Here is a 15,500-nt window from a genome sequence, read left to right as displayed (position 1 = left end):
AGGTTCAGGTCGCAGCATCACTCCCGCGACAGCTCTGCCTCCACCCGATCCCGGCCCGCCTGTTTAGCGGCATACACGGCCGAATCTGCCCGCAACAACAAGCTATCCGCCGCCTCATCGAACCGCCAACTGGCCACGCCGAAGCTGGCCGTGACAATACCTACCCCATCCATCGGAGCACTGCGCAGCGACTGCCATAGCTCCACGGCCAGCCTGAAAGCCTGATCAGCGTCGGTGCTGGGGCATAACACCATGAACTCCTCGCCCCCCAGGCGACAGAACACATCACTGCTGCGCACCCGCGAGCCGATCCGTCGGCATAACTCCTGCAACACCCCATCTCCTGCAGCATGTCCATGTTGGTCATTGATGCGTTTGAAGTGATCAATATCGAGCATGATGACCGCCAGCGCTCCCGAAGTGCGCCTGACCCGGCTCATCTCGGCCCTCAGTCGATCCTGGAAATACCGTCGATTATGGATCCCTGTCAGCGAGTCAGTGATGGAAAGCGCCCGCAACTCATCCTCCACTCGCTTGAGGTCGGAAATATCGGATACATAGCCATGCCACAGGGTACCGCCACCGGGCAGCTCTTCCGGCGTGGCCTCGCCACGGATCCAGCGCAGGCCCTGACGCGGCAGTTGTACCCGATACTCCTCTCGCCAATGGCTCAATTGCAGTGCAGACAAGCGAATAGAGGCGCGAATACGCTCGGCATCCTGAGGATGAATACGCTCAAACACTTGCTTGGCATCCTGCTGTAAAAGCCCCGGCTCTATTTCGTAAATATCGCGAATGCCATCACTGGCGTAAATGAACCGCCAGTTGTCATTGGGTTCCAGGGCGAACTGGAATATCCCGCCCGGAACATGAGCACTGAGTTTGCGCAGCAAGCGATCTCGCGCAGCCAGGGCTTCATGCACGCGTTTTTGTTCGGTGACATCCAGGCAAATCGCCAAGTGTCCGATCCACAGGCCATGGTCGTCCAGCAACGCCGTCACCAGCATGTTGACGCTCAGGTGGCTGCCATCCTTGCGCACCAGCGTCCACTCCCGAGCCTCGTGTACGCTGTCGACGCCTTCCACAAGCATCGCCTGAGCGCGGGTCACTCTTTTGCCCAGGATCTGGCTCAACTGGGCCGCACGGCCCTCCAGCTCAGAGGTCCGGTGCAAGCTTTCAAGGGACATCGAACCCACGACCTGATCGGCTTCATAGCCCAGCATCAGCTCGGCCCCGGCATTGAACGTATTGATCACCCCGCGCAGGTCCGTCGCAATGATCGCCACCTGGGTCGCCGCATTGAGCACGCTGCGCAGTTGGCCATGGGCAGCGCGCAGCTCGTGTTCGCGCTGGCGCAATTCACCGGTGCGTTGCTGCACCAGCTTGACCGCCCGCTGGCGTTGACTGACCAGCACATAGAGCAAGGCACTGAGCAACAGACTGAGCAGCCCGCCCATGGCCATGATGCTGATCACCGAAGAGTGATTGCCCTGCTCGAACACTTGGCTGGCGCGCAAGCGCAAGACGTAGACATGATCCCCGAGGGTCAACCGTCGCGTCACCTCCAGGCCACTGCGTCCCACGACGTTGTCCGATTCGTACAAAACCCGTTGCTGGGTATCGGAAGTATCGACAATCTGCATGACCAGGTTGTCCCTGGCAGCCCTGGGCAGACCGTCCGCCACCAGTTGGTGGATGCTGATCACGGCCATTACATAACCGAAAGGTTCGTTGTCGGGCATCTGAGCGCTAGCGGGCCGACTCACCGGCACCAACAGCAGCACACCCGTGGCGTAACCCGGCTCCACTCCCACCAGTTGCATCGGCTGGGAAACTGCGATGGCACGTGAGCGGTACGCCCGTTCGATCGTCGAGCGGCGCAACGGCTGGGCCAGCAGATCAAAGCCCAAGGGCGAGCCGAGGACACTTTGGGTCTGGCTGTACAACACCGGCACATATTCGTCGCGCCGGGCCGCCGGCAACAACGTCCCATCATCGCTCAGTTCACGAATGGAAAACGCTTCGCCGCGGTCATCGGATACCTGCTTCTCGAACACCAGGCGCTGATCGTCGAACACCCTCGGAGCCCAGGCATAGGCACGCGCGCGCAACAACAATGGCTGGGCGAAGCCATCGAAATCCTCGTGCGAGACGCTACTGGAATTGACGAAAAAGCGCCGCAGGCTATCGAGGCGTTGCTCCTGGTCTTCAAAGCGCTCTTCAAGACGGCTGTAGCGCTCGTTGGTCAGCAACTGAAAGCGCTGGCGAACCTGCTGCTGATTGAAATCCGCCGTAGCCCATGCAACCACCAGCGTAAGCGCCCCGCCGACTAGAACAACCACCAACGCCACCAGCCAGGCCGACGCTTGCTCGCTGATAAAACCAAGGATTTTCGGCCGGACTGCATGTAACGGCATGGAGAGAACTCAATACGCCAGCGCTCAAGGGCGCTGTTTTGGCTGGGCATTCAGTTATAGCCATAGGGTCTGGTTTTGACCAGCGCAAAAAAAACCGCGCGCCAGGATCAACCCTGGCGCGCGGTCCGGGGCCGATCAACGTGCGGTGATTTTCCAGGCACGATGGATTTTCGCGTTACGGGCGAAATCCGGATCGATGGTTTTATCGCTGATTTCTTCAACGATATAACGCTCGCCAAGGTTGTCTTCCAACTGGAACTTGCGGAAGTTGTTGGAGAAATACAGCACACCACCCGGTGCCAGGCGAGCCATCGCCAGGTCGAGCAACTGCACGTGATCTCGCTGTACGTCGAACACACCTTCCATGCGCTTGGAATTGGAGAAGGTCGGCGGATCGATGAAGATCAGGTCGAACTCATCGCGACTGGCCTCCAGCCATGCCATGACGTCACCTTGTTCCAGGCGGTTCTTGTCGGAGAAACCATTGAGGGACAAGTTGCGGCGCGCCCAGTCCAGATAGGTTTTAGACAAGTCGACGCTGGTGGTGCTGCGGGCGCCGCCCTTGGCGGCATGCACGCTGGCAGTAGCGGTATAGCAAAACAGATTGAGGAAGCGCTTGCCGGCCGCCTCTTTCTGGAGACGCAGGCGAATCGGCCGGTGGTCGAGGAACAGGCCGGTGTCCAGGTAGTCAGTCAGGTTGACCAGCAGCTTGACGCCGCCTTCGCTGACCTCGGTGAACTTGCCCTGGGCACTCTGACGCTCGTACTGCTTGGTGCCGCTCTGACGCTCGCGACGCTTGACCACCACACGGCTCTTGTCGACATTCAACGCTTGGGGAATGGCCGCCAGGGCATCAAACATCCGCGCCGAGGCTTTTTCCGGGTCGATGGATTTGGGGGCAGCATATTCCTGGACATGCACCCAATCGTGATACAGGTCGATGGCCATCGAGTATTCCGGCATATCGGCATCGTACACACGGTAGCAATCGACACCTTCACGCTTGGCCCACTTGCCCAGCAGCTTGAGGTTCTTTTGCAAACGGTTGGCGAACATCTGCCCGCCTTCGCTCAAGCGCGCCTGTTCAACCACAGGGGCTGGCGCGGGCTTGATCGGGTTGCCGTTCTTGTTGTACTGACGTTCTTGCGGCTCGCTCGGTGCCTGATCGTAGGCCGCCTGCTCGCGCTCGGCCTGGCGTTGCTCCGGCGTACGGCGTTCGCCCGTGACGAACTGATCCGGATTGACCTTGATCAGCAGTAGCTTGCACGGCAGCGCACCGTTCCAGAACGAATACTGCTTGTGACTGCGGATGCCCATGCGCTTGCCCAGGTCCGGGGCGCCGGTGAACACTGCGGCTTCCCAGCCCAGGCAGGCCTGGCGCAGGCGCTCGCCGAGGTTCTGATAGAGGTACAGCAAGCTGGCCTCGTCACCCAGGCGCTCGCCGTAGGGTGGGTTGCAGATCACCAAGCCTTTCTGGTTCTGGTCAGGGCGCGGCTCAAACGTGCCCACTTCACCTTGATAGACCTTGATCCAATGACTCAGGCCCGCACGCTCTATGTTGTTGCGCCCAGGCTGAATCAGGCGCGGATCGGCTTCGTAGCCACGGATCCACAATGGCGGCTTGTTCATGCCGATGGCCGCGCGTTCGCTGGCTTCGGCGTGGAGTTTTTTCCACAACGCCGGAACGTGGCCAAGCCAGGCAGTAAAGCCCCATTGCTCGCGGTTCAGGTTGGGCGCCATGTCAGCGGCGATCATTGCGCCTTCTACCAGGAACGTGCCGACACCACACATCGGGTCGGTCAACGCGCCACCTTCAGCGGCAATGCGTGGCCAGCCGGCGCGGATCAGGATGGCTGCCGCCAGGTTTTCCTTCAGTGGCGCGGCGCCTTGCTGCAGGCGATAGCCGCGCTGGTGCAGGCTGTGGCCGGACAAGTCGAGGGAAAGGATGGCTTCGCCACGGTCCAGGCGCAGGTGAATACGCAGGTCTGGGTTGATCTTGTCGATGGATGGGCGTTCGCCGGTCGGGGTGCGCAGCTTGTCGACAATCGCATCCTTGACCTTCAGCGCGCCGAAGTGGGTGTTATCGATGCCCGAGCCGTGACCGCTGAATTCCACCGCCAGGGTTCCGTCCGCCAGCATATGGTCTGGCCACTCGACATCCAGTACGCCGTGGTACAGGTCCTCGGCATCCTTCATCGGGAAGCGCTTGAGCACCAGCAACACGCGGTTGGCCAGGCGCGACCACAGGCACAGGCGATAGGCCGTCTCCATGTCAGCCATGCCGCGCACGGCTGAGGTGTGCTCGCGCGCATCTTCAAGGCCAAGCCCTACGGCTTCCTCGATCAGCAGGCCTTCGAGGCCCTTGGGGCAAGTGAGGAAGAGTTCGTAACGGTCCGACATGGGAATTCCAGGCTTTTCAGCAATAAGTGAACGGGCGACGCATCGCCGTTCCGGTTTTCTATCAAGCGCTTTTCTTGAAGAGCGCTCGCGTGGCACGAATGTGTGCCGTTCCACCCCGGCTTTCAGGCGTTAGAGCCATGACTGTCTGGGCAGATCAAAGGACCTTCGCAACAATAGGTAATATTCCGACCCTTCGTCGAATAATAACCGACTGCAATGGACGGGCATTCTCACCAAAGAATTAAGCCCATCTTCTTTGCAGGGCACATCATAGCTGGCTTTGCCTGTTAAATGGGACGAAAAGCCATCCCAGCTTATGGCTATAGCATCGCTATCGTTACGTGCTTATGACAAAACGATCATTGAATCCATGTGACCTATTGGTTAGAACTCAACACAGGTTAGCGCCGCAACGACGCTGACACATCGGCTTGCCACGCCGGCAGCGAGCCAGACCAACGGCAGAAAAACTCTGCCCGACCTCGGATGAGGTCGAAGGATATAGACAGTCAACAAGTGAGGGAAACACCCTATGAGAAGACTTAAGCGTGATCCGTTGGAAAGAGCATTTTTACGCGGATATCAGTATGGCGTTCATGGCAAATCCCGTGAGCTTTGCCCATTTACTCTACCGTCGGTGCGCCAAGCCTGGATTAACGGCTGGCGAGAAGGACGCGGCGACAACTGGGACGGTATGACCGGCACTGCGGGGATCCACAGACTCAACGAACTTCACGCCGTCGGCTAATCAGGGCACTTAATTCCGACAATCAACTTGAATATGTAACGACTTAACCACGCACGTCCCATCCGGGCGGCGGGCTTCGGCCCAGGGGCTCCTTCAAGGAGCCCTTTTTAATGCCTTCAGCTTTTTGGCAGCGCCGCAATTGCATCAACGCACTGGCGAATCAGCGCGGGCCCCTTATAGATAAACCCGGAGTACAACTGGACCAGGCTGGCACCGGCGGCGATTTTTTCGGCCGCGTGCTTACCCTCAGTGATACCGCCCACGGCGATAATCGGCAGGCGCCCTGCCAGCTCCGCCGCAAGCACCTTGACGATGTGGGTGCTTTTATCCCGTACCGGCGCACCGGAGAGCCCACCGGCCTCGTCGCCGTGAGCCAGGCCCTCGACGCCAACCCGACTCAGCGTGGTGTTGGTGGCAATCACCGCATCCATGCCCGAATCCACCAGAGCCTGAGCGACCAGTACGGTCTCTTCGTCACTCATGTCCGGGGCGATCTTGATTGCCAGCGGCACCCGCTTGCCGTGGCGCACCGCGAGATCTTCCTGGCGCTGGCGCAAGGCTTCGAGCAGTTGCTTGAGCGAGTCGCCAAACTGCAGGCTGCGCAGGCCAGGGGTATTGGGCGAACTGACGTTGACCGTCACATAGCTGGCGTGGGCGTAGACCTTTTCCAGGCAGATCAGATAGTCATCAACGGCACGCTCGACCGGAGTGTCAAAGTTCTTGCCGATATTGATCCCCAGGATGCCTGTGTATTTAGCCGCCTGAACCCGCGTCAACAAATGATCAACACCCAGGTTGTTAAAACCCATGCGATTGATGATTGCCTCTGCCTCCGGCAAACGGAAGATGCGTGGCTTGGGATTACCCGGCTGCGGCCGGGGCGTGACCGTACCAATCTCGACAAAACCAAAACCCAGCTGTGCAAAGCCATCGATGGCAGCACCGTTCTTGTCCAGGCCAGCCGCTAGGCCGACCGGGTTGGGAAATTCGAGCCCCATGACCGAAACCGGCATCTTTGCCGGCGCCTTGCACACCAGCCCATTGAGCCCCAGTCGGCCACCCGCGCCGATCAAGTCCAGGGACAGATCGTGGGAAGTTTCCGGGGAAAGTTTGAACAATAGCTGGCGGGCCAGGGTATACATGGGCGGGCTTGACTCGGATGGCGGCGAAAGGTGGCGCCGATTATAGCCGGGGTGAAGGATGCACGCGAGACGCGCTGCGAGCTGCCGTCAATCAGCCGCTACGTTGAGCCATCAACGCCTCGTAGCGCGTCCAGATTTTTTGTGCGTAACGAAGCCGCAGCGCCTCACGCTGGGCCCCCGCGCCCGGGCCCGCGTTATAGGCCCCTACAGCGGTCCAGTTATAGCCGAACTGCTTGATGAACCCGGCCAGGATGGAGGCTCCCACCTCCACCGACAGACAGGGCTCATCCAGCAAGCGCTGCTCGGTAATGCCTTGCTTGAGCAAGCGGGGCAGATGAATGCTGTTGATTTGCATCAGGCCGATATCACGGGTGCCATTGTTATTGCTGTAATTCATGGCTTCAGGCCTGTAGCCAGACTCTACGGCCGCGATGGCCTGCAACAACTCGGGTTCAATGTCATGACGGCTGGCGGCCTCGGTCCAGCAATAGCCCTTGGCCTCATTTGAGCCCACCAATGCACACAACAACAGTGCCTGTCCCATGACTTTCTTCATGGTTGACCGACCCCGTGGTTTACCAGCCCACATGTAGGGCAAATGCCGGCTGCCTTGTGCGCCAGCCCACCGGGCACACCGATGCTGTCAAATACTCTCACCGGACCATTGAAACGATAACCCTGGCCATACACCGTGGTTATCATCCCCCGGGCGCCCTTCAGGTATTTGCGCAATGAGCAAATGCAACGGGTCAGGGATTCATCCGCCACTTCACCGTTTGACCAGGCCCGTTCCAACAAACGGTCCTTGGTGACCAGGACACCCGCGCACGCAAGCAACATCCGCAGTACACGCCACTCCTTGGGGGGCAATTGAACATCCACGCCCTCACCGGTCAGCCTGCCATCGCCTTGCAGTATCCAACGATCGAACATGAAAGAGATTGATCTCAGGTCTTCGCCTTCAGCCGCCCACTCACCTAAAGACATCCACGGCTCCTCATTGTTAAAACGTCCCACACAGATGAGGCGACTATAGAAACCCGAAGTCGATTTCACGCTAGGCAAAAACCCAAAATCCAAAGGTTTCTTGAACGCTCCATGTAGGACGTTTCATCCAATGGTTATTGATGAATAAGGTTGCGCAACTCCTCGATCCGACTCACGAACTCATTGAGGGCAGCAGAAAAATTCTCGGCAGCGGACAAAGCCTGTGGCCCCACCATCAGGCGAAGCTCAAGTCGCCCATCGACATCTGCCAATTGCATCTGGCCGCTACGCGCAAACGCACACTCCTTGAAGAGAAACTGCAGCAACCCGTAAGACGAATGTCGGAACAAGGCCGGCCCCGACTCCGCCACGGAGCTCCACAGCCACACATCGTCGTCGACTTTGCTGATGTTGATGTTCGGCGAGTTGAGCATCTCCATCTCGATGGTGCTGTGGCTATCAAAGCTGCCAATCTGTTGTTCGTTACAGCCACTGTGCAACAGCGCGGCCTTTACCAGCTCATCGAGATTGCGATACTGCATATTGATCCCCCTTGGGACTGGAGTAGGAAAACGTTGACCTCATTGGGCTGACGAATTCATGAACGCCTGTTTCGCTTGTGCATACTGGGCAGGCGTCATCCTCGGGCCCGGGCCGGGCATGGGCGGCGGTTTCAGGTCATCGCCCACCGCCCTGGCCTGGACAATGAAAAAGCGCACGCTATTGGTCATAGGCCCATCGTAACGACCTCGCAAAGGGCTACGTTTGGGCCCATCGGCGTCACGCCGGAAACTGCCCAGCATTAAACGCCTGCCCTGCGGAACCCTCGCCACCATGTTGATGCCCACGCGCCCTACCGCCGCCGATGGCTGTTCGCCGTCGGCCGACGGTCTTATCTGGCGACCGTCTTCGATGGTGAGCTGCATTTCGATCTCGTTCGTTTCAGCAAAACGAGGCAGCACACTGACCTGCGTGCCATAGCCAACCGGCTGCCACCGCTGACTGCCCTCATTGTGAGCGGGCAGGTAAAGGGACTGGTCATCATGAAATACCGCCGGGACATTTTCCTGGGTCAGAATTACCGGCAGTGCCACAACAGTTGCTCGCCGCCGGCGCTCCAACGCCATGACTTGGGACATCAGAACGTTGTCTTCAAGCGGCGCCAATATGCGGCTCAATGGTTGCGCCGGGCCTTTCTCCTTCTCGTCGCCGACAGAGACCATGCCTATTTTCTCGAGCTCATTCTGGTCTACGTCCACCCGCCAGAGTGCTACCTCGACTGATCGCTTGGGTACATCGAGCTCTGCAACAAGGTGCTCAATAAAGCGCACTTGCTCGGGCTTCCCCTTGATCAACAGGCTGTTGGTATCGGGGTAGGCCATCACAGAAATATGCTTGTCAGCCAGTAAGCCCGACTGGCGCTGGCGTCCCGACGCAGCGTTCTTGCGTTCGGAGGCGAGGAGCTTTTCAATCATGGTGGCCATGCCTGGCACGATGATTTTTTCACCCCCCATGGCGTATTGGCGATCGCCGACATGAGTGTTGAACACCTGCACGACGCCGATTTTCTGCGACCCCATGCGCAGCTCAGTGCGTTTACGGTCCACGAGCTGGGCCAGGCGCAGCACATGATCGACATAGTTCGGCGGCCCGGAAACATAGAATATCCGCCCCTTGTCCTCGCGCAGAGGAAAACGCGCCTCTCCAAGTCCTGCACGCTTCATGGCCCCGCGCAATCTATCGACTGAAATGTATCGCAGCGAAACCACCGAGCTTTTTGCTTCGCTGGCGTCATACAGATAAAGCACCTGACCATCGCTGTACCAGATCAACCCTTGCGCCAAGGCGACTTCGTCAAGCACAGCCTGGGGCGACAGGAGATCGAAATAACCGGTAATTCGCTTGCGAGCTGCCGCCTGGCTGACAACGATAGGCTGCCCCAAGGGAGCCGACAGCGCCGTAAAAAACACGCTAAGGCTTTCGTCCTGCGCATGGTAAGACTCGGCCAGGGAGGACGTAGCCCCCAGCATCAGCAAGCAGCAGAGCAGCCAATGTCGAGTCAGCCGTGGCAAGCGGTTAGTGCCGGGTTTCGTGGCTTGTTGATCGAGGGGCACTCAGGTCTTCCTGAACGGCACAGCATTAAAAGTGCGCCAATAGTGGAAGAGCGTTGTCCCGCGATCTTGATCAAAAACTGATGAAGCACGCCTGCGACACGCGTGGCATGTGCCTTGCTTTGCCTTGTCTATCGCAGCCCGTGTCAACGCCGGTACGGGCTCAAGGGCAAAGACGCCGTTACCTGTGCTGGCTTGCAAGTCGCGCGCAGCAACGGCGTTTTCAGATAGAAGGTAAGTGTTGATGAACGATCAGGTTGGCAACAGCCAGACACGCAGTCCCTTGGCCTGGGTCAATGGCAGCGATGCCCCGGAAAAGAGCAGCCTCGACCTGGGTTTCATGGCCTTGAGCGACTGCGCCTCGCTGGTGGTCGCGGCGACTCAGGGATTTGCCCAGCCTTACGGACTCACGTTGAACCTCAAGCGTCAATCATCCTGGGCCGGCCTGCGGGACAAACTGGTCAGCGGCGAACTGGATGCCGCCCACAGCCTCTATGGTCTGATCTATGCCGTACACCTGGGCATCGGCGGGGTCGCGCCCACGGACATGGCGGTGCTGATGGGCCTGAACCAGAACGGCCAGAGCATCAACCTGTCACACGGCCTGCAGATGCAAGGTGTGACCAGTCCTGAAGCACTGGAACGCAAAGCGCACCAAAGCCGAACAAAACTGACTTTCGCCCAGACCTTTCCCACAGGTACTCACGCCATGTGGTTGTACTACTGGCTGGCCAGCCAGGGCATCCATCCATTGCGGGATGTCGATAGCGTCGTGGTGCCGCCACCGCAGATGGTTGCGCACCTGCAAGCCGGAAGAATCGATGGTTTTTGTGTCGGCGAGCCATGGTCCGCCAGCGCTGTCCAGCAAAACCAGGGATTTACCCTGGCCACCACGCAAGCGATCTGGCCGGACCACCCGGAAAAAGTCCTTGGCTGTACCCAGGCCTTTGTCGAGCAGTACCCCAACACAGCACGCGTATTGGTGATGGCAATCCTGCAAGCCAGCCGATTCATCGAAGCCAGTGCCGAGAACCGCCGCTCTACCGCACAGTTGCTCAGTGCCAGGGAATACCTGGACGCACCGCTCGAGTGCATTGAACCGCGCCTGCAGGGCCGCTACCACGATGGTCTGGGCAACCACTGGCAAGATACCCACCCGCTGCGCTTCCATGGGAATGGCGAAGTCAACATGCCCTACCTGTCCGACGGCATGTGGTTCATGACCCAGTTCCGGCGCTGGGGCCTGCTGCGTGAAGATCCCGATTACCAGGCCGTTGCCCGCCAGGTGCAGCAATTGGACCTTTATCGGCAAGCCGCTGGCACCGTGGGAGTGGCGACCAGAGAGCCAGAAATGCGCAGTAGCCAGTTGATCGACGGCAAGGTCTGGGATGGCTCGGACCCCGCCGGATATGCCCGCAGCTTCCACCTGCATGCCCTGGCCGACGACGTCGGCCGGCATGCCTTGCGCTGATCGGAGGACGACTCATGTTGCGAATCCTGCTGATCAACGACACCCCACGCAAGGTTGGCCGCCTGAAGACCGCGCTGATCGAAGCCGGTTTTGAGGTTATCGACGAATCCGGCCTGACTATCGACCTGCCTGCACGCGTCGAAACGGTGCGCCCGGATGTAATCCTGATCGATACCGAGTCACCGGGCCGCGATGTGATGGAGCAAGTGGTGCTGGTCAGTCGTGACCAGCCACGTCCCATCGTGATGTTTACCGATGAGCATGACCCCGGGGTGATGCGCCAGGCAATCAATTCCGGAGTCAGCGCTTACATTGTCGAGGGCATCCAGGCCCAGCGCCTGCAGCCGATCCTCGATGTGGCGATGGCCCGTTTTGAAAGTGACCAAGCCTTGCGTGCGCAACTGCTGGCCCGTGATCAGCAACTGGCGGAGCGCAAGCGTATTGAGTTGGCCAAGGGGTTGCTGATGAAAATGAAGGACTGCAATGAGGAACAGGCTTACACCCTGATGCGTCGCCAGGCCATGAGCCGCCAGCAGAAACTGATTCAGGTGGCAGAGCAGATTATTGCCATGAGTGAGTTGTTGGGATGAGCCATGGATTGGGCTGGATTTGTTTTCGCCCTTACGACCAGGGGCTTTCAAGGTCTTTGAAAAACCAGTCGAATTTGACTGTCTGTGAAGTTGAATCATGTGAGGTTCTCGAGCATTAGAACGTTGTCGGTTATCGGCCTGATGCACCTCGATAAAAATGTGCGGGCTTGCTCGCGAAGGCGGTGTGCCAGCCAGTACATATGTAACTGAGCCACCGTATTCGCGAGCAAGCCCGCTCCCACATTTTCGGTGCTCGCACTCCAAAGATCTCTGTGGTCCGAATGCTTGCCTGACTGGCCTGCTTTCGCCGGACTGAGTTGTTTCTTAAAGACCTTGAAAGCCCCTGGTCGCAAGGGCGAAACCCATAGCCACCACAACCGCAGCAACGGACATACCCGCTCCCGAAAACAAATAAACAACTCCCTCAGCAGCATTGGCGCAAGACTTGCTAGCCAAACACTACAGGTAACCAACGGCGGTTGCCCCACCACGACAAAGACGTCGCACATCCGGTTTGCCATAGCGAACCCGGTGGCGGCGTTTTTTCGTTTTGGCCCCATAGCCCGGGGCCGGTGGGGTGGCCTTTATCAGCCGCTCCATCACAAGGCCTTCTTATAAGACCCCTTACCGCTGAGGTGCGTGATGAAATCAAGCTTCTGGAAATCCGGTCACACCCCGACCTTGTTTGCCGCGTTTCTGTATTTCGACCTGAGCTTCATGGTCTGGTACCTGCTGGGGCCCATGGCCGTGCTGATCGCCACCGACCTGCAATTGACCACCCAGCAACGCGGGCTGATGGTGGCGACACCCATCCTGGCCGGCGCCATATTGCGGTTCCTGATGGGGATGCTGGCAGACAGGCTATCTCCCAAGACCGCCGGCCTGATTGGCCAGGTGATCGTTATTGGCGCGCTGTTCGTGGCCTGGAAAATGGGGATCCACACTTATGAACAAGCCCTGTTGCTGGGCCTGTTCCTCGGCATGGCGGGTGCGTCCTTCGCCGTTGCCCTGCCTCTGGCGTCGCAATGGTATCCGGCCGAGCACCAAGGAAAAGCCATGGGCATTGCCGGGGCTGGCAATTCCGGCACAGTGTTCGCGGCCTTGCTGGCCCCCGTGCTGGCGGCCGCGTTTGGCTGGAGCAATGTGTTTGGCTTTGCCCTGATCCCGCTGATCCTGACCCTGATCGTGTTCGCCTGGCTGGCGCGCAACGCCCCTGAGCGGCCGAAAGCCAAATCCATGGCCGATTACTTCAAGGCCCTGGGTGATCGTGATAGCTGGTGGTTCATGTTTTTCTACAGCGTCACCTTCGGCGGATTTATCGGGCTGGCCAGCGCCCTGCCCGGCTACTTCAACGATCAATACAACCTGAGCCCGATCACTGCCGGTTACTACACCGCCGCCTGCGTGTTCGGCGGCAGCTTGATGCGGCCATTGGGCGGCGCCCTGGCGGACCGTTTCGGCGGCATTCGCACGCTGCTGGGTATGTATGCCGTGGCCGCTGTCTGCATTGCCGCGGTGGGATTCAACCTACCAAATTCCTACGCAGCCCTGGCTCTTTTTGTCTGCACCATGCTCGGTCTAGGTGCGGGGAACGGCGCGGTTTTCCAACTGGTGCCCCAGCGCTTTCGTCGTGAAATCGGGGTTATGACCGGCCTGATCGGCATGGCCGGCGGCATCGGTGGGTTCGCCCTGGCGGCGGGCATGGGGGCGATCAAGCAAAGCACCGGCAGCTATCAGCTAGCACTCTGGCTGTTCGCCAGCCTGGGTGTGTTGGCCTGGTTCGGCCTCTATGGCGTCAAGCGTCGCTGGAGAACCACCTGGGGCTCGGCAGCCGTCACCGCAGCGCGGGTCTGATGGGCCTGCAACTGAGTTTTGCCCAAGCCAGCGCCATCGGTCCGCGGGCAGAGAACCAGGACGCCTTGCGCCTGGTTACCCCGGCACCGGAGCTGGCCGCCAGCAAAGGCTATCTGTGCGCTATCGCCGATGGAGTCAGTCAATGCGCGGACGGCGGCCTTGCGGCGCGTTCGACCTTGCAGGCCCTGGCCCTGGACTATTACGCCACGCCGCAGACCTGGGGCGTGGCCCATGCCCTGGATCGGCTGTTACTGGCACAGAACCGCTGGTTGCAAGCCAATGGCGGCGGCCAGCCGTTGTTGACCACTCTCAGCGCCCTGGTATTTCGCGGACAGCGCTTTACCTTGGCGCATGTCGGCGATTGCCGGGTATATCGTTGGTACGACGGCGAGTTGCTGCGTATCAGCGAAGAGCACGTGTGGGAACAACCGGGCATGCAACATGTGCTCAAGCGCGCGCTGGGCCTGGATCAGCATCTGGTGGTGGATTTTCTCGACGGCGAACTGCGCGAGGGTGAATGTTTCCTGTTGCTCAGCGATGGCGTGTGGTCAACCTTGGGCGATCACAGCATCAGCGCAATCTTGCGCGAACAGATCGATTTGGATCTGGCCGTAAACACCCTGATCACCGCCTCCCACCTGGCCGGTAGCCAGGACAATGCCAGCGCGCTGCTGGTGCGCATCGATCAACTTGGCGCCGCCACCCTGGGTGACGCACTGGTGCAATTGCAGCAGTGGCCTTTGCCGCCGATGTTGAAAGCCGGCCAGCACTTCGAAGGCTGGCAGGTGGAATCAACACTGGGTCAAAGCCGTCAATCGCTGCTCTACCGGGTGCGTGATGCCCAGCAGCAACCCTGGCTGTTAAAGACCCTCCCCGTCAGCCTTGATGACGATCTGTTCGCGGCCCAAGCCTTGCTCTCGGAAGAATGGTTTCTGCGCAGGGTCGCCGGGCGGGCGTTTCCTGAAGTGCATGCGGCCGGCGCACGTCAGCATTTGTACTATGTGATGCGCGAATATCCGGGGCTGACCCTGGCCGAGCTGTTCAAGCAGCACGGCCCCCTGCCACTGGCGCAATGGCAATCGTTGGCCGAACGCCTGTTGCGGGCGATCGGGCAACTGCATCGTCGGCAAATCCTGCACCGCGACATCAAACCGGAAAACCTGCTACTGGGAGACGATGGAGAATTGCGGGTCCTGGATTTCGGCCTGGCCTACTGCCCCGGCTTATCCGAAGACCGCGCCCACCTGCTGCCGGGAACCCCGAGCTTTATCGCCCCGGAAGCCTTTCAGGGCGAACGCCCTACCCCGCAGCAGGATTTATACAGCGTAGGCGTGACCTTGTATTACCTGCTGACAGGGCATTATCCCTACGGCGAAATCGAAGCCTTCCAGCGCCCCAAGTTCACCACGCCGATCAGCGCCAGCCGTTTTCGACCCGATCTGCCCGACTGGTTGCAGCAAAGCCTGGAACAAGCCGTGGCCGCGCAACCCGGCCAGCGTTATGAAACGGCCGAGCAATGGCTGCTGGTGCTGGAACAGGCTGATCGCCGTGAGCTGAGTATTCGCCCGCGTCCGCTGCTGGAGCGTGAACCGCTCAAGGTCTGGCAGACCCTGGCGATGGTCTCGTTGTTGATCAATCTGGTGCTGCTGTATGGGTTATTGCACCAGTAAGAGGCAAAACTGCACGCCAGCTACGCCGCGCCTCTAATAAAACCGGGGTCCGCGCAACTTGGCACAACCACTGCATTAGCTTCTGCAACAACACACATACAGCTCATCCT

12 protein-coding genes are annotated in these 15,500 nt (G+C 59.4%); 5 read left to right on the top strand and 7 right to left on the bottom strand.

Translation table 11 applies throughout. From position 1 onward, the window contains the following. Nucleotides 1-17: 17 nt before the first annotated feature. Both OQ460_RS07515 and rlmKL read right to left on the bottom strand, forming a co-directional pair. Nucleotides 18-2,417 (bottom strand): sensor domain-containing diguanylate cyclase, encoded by a 2,400-nt coding sequence (locus tag OQ460_RS07515; RefSeq protein WP_410021216.1) that lies wholly within the window; start codon nucleotides 2,415-2,417, stop codon nucleotides 18-20. Nucleotides 2,418-2,552: 135 nt separating this feature from the next. After that, nucleotides 2,553-4,817: a bifunctional 23S rRNA (guanine(2069)-N(7))-methyltransferase RlmK/23S rRNA (guanine(2445)-N(2))-methyltransferase RlmL gene (gene rlmKL / locus OQ460_RS07510; protein ID WP_410021215.1), complete on the bottom strand. Its 2,265-nt coding sequence runs from the start codon at nucleotides 4,815-4,817 to the stop codon at nucleotides 2,553-2,555. Nucleotides 4,818-5,349: 532 nt separating this feature from the next. Between rlmKL and rmf the strand changes: the two genes are divergently transcribed. Beyond that, nucleotides 5,350-5,565: a ribosome modulation factor gene (rmf, locus tag OQ460_RS07505; RefSeq protein WP_002553055.1), complete on the top strand. Its 216-nt coding sequence runs from the start codon at nucleotides 5,350-5,352 to the stop codon at nucleotides 5,563-5,565. Between the two features lie 116 nt (nucleotides 5,566-5,681). On the opposite strand, the gene OQ460_RS07500 is transcribed toward rmf, so the two are convergent. The 5 genes from OQ460_RS07500 to sctC all read right to left on the bottom strand — a co-directional run bounded on the left by OQ460_RS07500 (nucleotide 5,682) and on the right by sctC (nucleotide 9,724). Beyond that, nucleotides 5,682-6,707: a quinone-dependent dihydroorotate dehydrogenase gene (locus OQ460_RS07500; protein ID WP_410021214.1), complete on the bottom strand. Its 1,026-nt coding sequence runs from the start codon at nucleotides 6,705-6,707 to the stop codon at nucleotides 5,682-5,684. Between the two features lie 91 nt (nucleotides 6,708-6,798). Next, nucleotides 6,799-7,263: a transglycosylase SLT domain-containing protein gene (locus OQ460_RS07495; protein WP_410021213.1), complete on the bottom strand. Its 465-nt coding sequence runs from the start codon at nucleotides 7,261-7,263 to the stop codon at nucleotides 6,799-6,801. Next, nucleotides 7,260-7,694, bottom strand: coding sequence for a winged helix-turn-helix domain-containing protein (locus OQ460_RS07490; RefSeq protein ID WP_410021212.1), 435 nt, complete (start codon nucleotides 7,692-7,694; stop codon nucleotides 7,260-7,262). Before OQ460_RS07490 ends, OQ460_RS07495 begins: the two co-directional genes overlap by 4 nt. Before the next feature lie 134 nt (nucleotides 7,695-7,828). Beyond that, nucleotides 7,829-8,236 (bottom strand): Invasion protein B family, encoded by a 408-nt coding sequence (locus OQ460_RS07485; RefSeq protein ID WP_410021211.1) that lies wholly within the window; start codon nucleotides 8,234-8,236, stop codon nucleotides 7,829-7,831. Between the two features lie 39 nt (nucleotides 8,237-8,275). After that, nucleotides 8,276-9,724 carry a type III secretion system outer membrane ring subunit SctC gene (sctC, locus tag OQ460_RS07480; RefSeq protein WP_410021948.1) on the bottom strand — a complete coding sequence of 483 codons (1,449 nt, stop codon included), beginning with the start codon at nucleotides 9,722-9,724 and terminating at the stop codon, nucleotides 8,276-8,278. A gap of 325 nt (nucleotides 9,725-10,049) precedes the next feature. Between sctC and OQ460_RS07475 the strand changes: the two genes are divergently transcribed. From OQ460_RS07475 to OQ460_RS07460, 4 genes are all read left to right on the top strand, one after another. Beyond that, entirely contained in the window at nucleotides 10,050-11,276 is a 1,227-nt protein-coding gene (locus OQ460_RS07475; RefSeq protein WP_410021210.1) for a CmpA/NrtA family ABC transporter substrate-binding protein, read from the top strand. A 14-nt stretch (nucleotides 11,277-11,290) separates the two neighbouring features. Next, the gene (locus tag OQ460_RS07470) at nucleotides 11,291-11,866 is read left to right on the top strand and encodes an ANTAR domain-containing response regulator (protein WP_410021209.1); all 576 of its coding nucleotides are present in this window, start codon (nucleotides 11,291-11,293) and stop codon (nucleotides 11,864-11,866) included. Nucleotides 11,867-12,508: 642 nt separating this feature from the next. Then, nucleotides 12,509-13,720, top strand: coding sequence for a nitrate/nitrite transporter (locus tag OQ460_RS07465; protein WP_410021208.1), 1,212 nt, complete (start codon nucleotides 12,509-12,511; stop codon nucleotides 13,718-13,720). Then, nucleotides 13,720-15,390, top strand: coding sequence for a protein kinase domain-containing protein (locus tag OQ460_RS07460; protein ID WP_410021207.1), 1,671 nt, complete (start codon nucleotides 13,720-13,722; stop codon nucleotides 15,388-15,390). The genes OQ460_RS07465 and OQ460_RS07460 overlap by 1 nt, the downstream gene beginning before the upstream one ends. Nucleotides 15,391-15,500: the final 110 nt, after the last annotated feature.

The organism is Pseudomonas imrae (assembly GCF_046352735.2).
Taxonomy (GTDB): Bacteria; Pseudomonadota; Gammaproteobacteria; order Pseudomonadales; family Pseudomonadaceae; genus Aquipseudomonas; species Aquipseudomonas imrae.
The sequence above is the reverse complement of the archived record's forward strand: the minus strand, read 5'-3'. Positions and strand labels throughout refer to the sequence as shown.

Excerpts from the sequence above, each read along its gene's own strand:
- OQ460_RS07460 (WP_410021207.1), top strand. The coding sequence starts at position 13,720 with ATGGGCCTGCAACTGAGTTTTGCCCAAGCCAGCGCCATCGGTCCGCGG.
- OQ460_RS07470 (WP_410021209.1), top strand. The coding sequence starts at position 11,291 with ATGTTGCGAATCCTGCTGATCAACGACACCCCACGCAAGGTTGGCCGC.
- OQ460_RS07500 (WP_410021214.1), bottom strand. The coding sequence starts at position 6,707 with ATGTATACCCTGGCCCGCCAGCTATTGTTCAAACTTTCCCCGGAAACT.
- rmf (WP_002553055.1), top strand. The coding sequence starts at position 5,350 with ATGAGAAGACTTAAGCGTGATCCGTTGGAAAGAGCATTTTTACGCGGA.
- OQ460_RS07475 (WP_410021210.1), top strand. The coding sequence starts at position 10,050 with ATGAACGATCAGGTTGGCAACAGCCAGACACGCAGTCCCTTGGCCTGG.
- OQ460_RS07490 (WP_410021212.1), bottom strand. The coding sequence starts at position 7,694 with ATGTCTTTAGGTGAGTGGGCGGCTGAAGGCGAAGACCTGAGATCAATC.
- rlmKL (WP_410021215.1), bottom strand. The coding sequence starts at position 4,817 with ATGTCGGACCGTTACGAACTCTTCCTCACTTGCCCCAAGGGCCTCGAA.
- sctC (WP_410021948.1), bottom strand. The coding sequence starts at position 9,724 with ATGCTGGGGGCTACGTCCTCCCTGGCCGAGTCTTACCATGCGCAGGAC.
- OQ460_RS07465 (WP_410021208.1), top strand. The coding sequence starts at position 12,509 with ATGAAATCAAGCTTCTGGAAATCCGGTCACACCCCGACCTTGTTTGCC.
- OQ460_RS07515 (WP_410021216.1), bottom strand. The coding sequence starts at position 2,417 with ATGCCGTTACATGCAGTCCGGCCGAAAATCCTTGGTTTTATCAGCGAG.
- OQ460_RS07495 (WP_410021213.1), bottom strand. The coding sequence starts at position 7,263 with ATGAAGAAAGTCATGGGACAGGCACTGTTGTTGTGTGCATTGGTGGGC.
- OQ460_RS07485 (WP_410021211.1), bottom strand. The coding sequence starts at position 8,236 with ATGCAGTATCGCAATCTCGATGAGCTGGTAAAGGCCGCGCTGTTGCAC.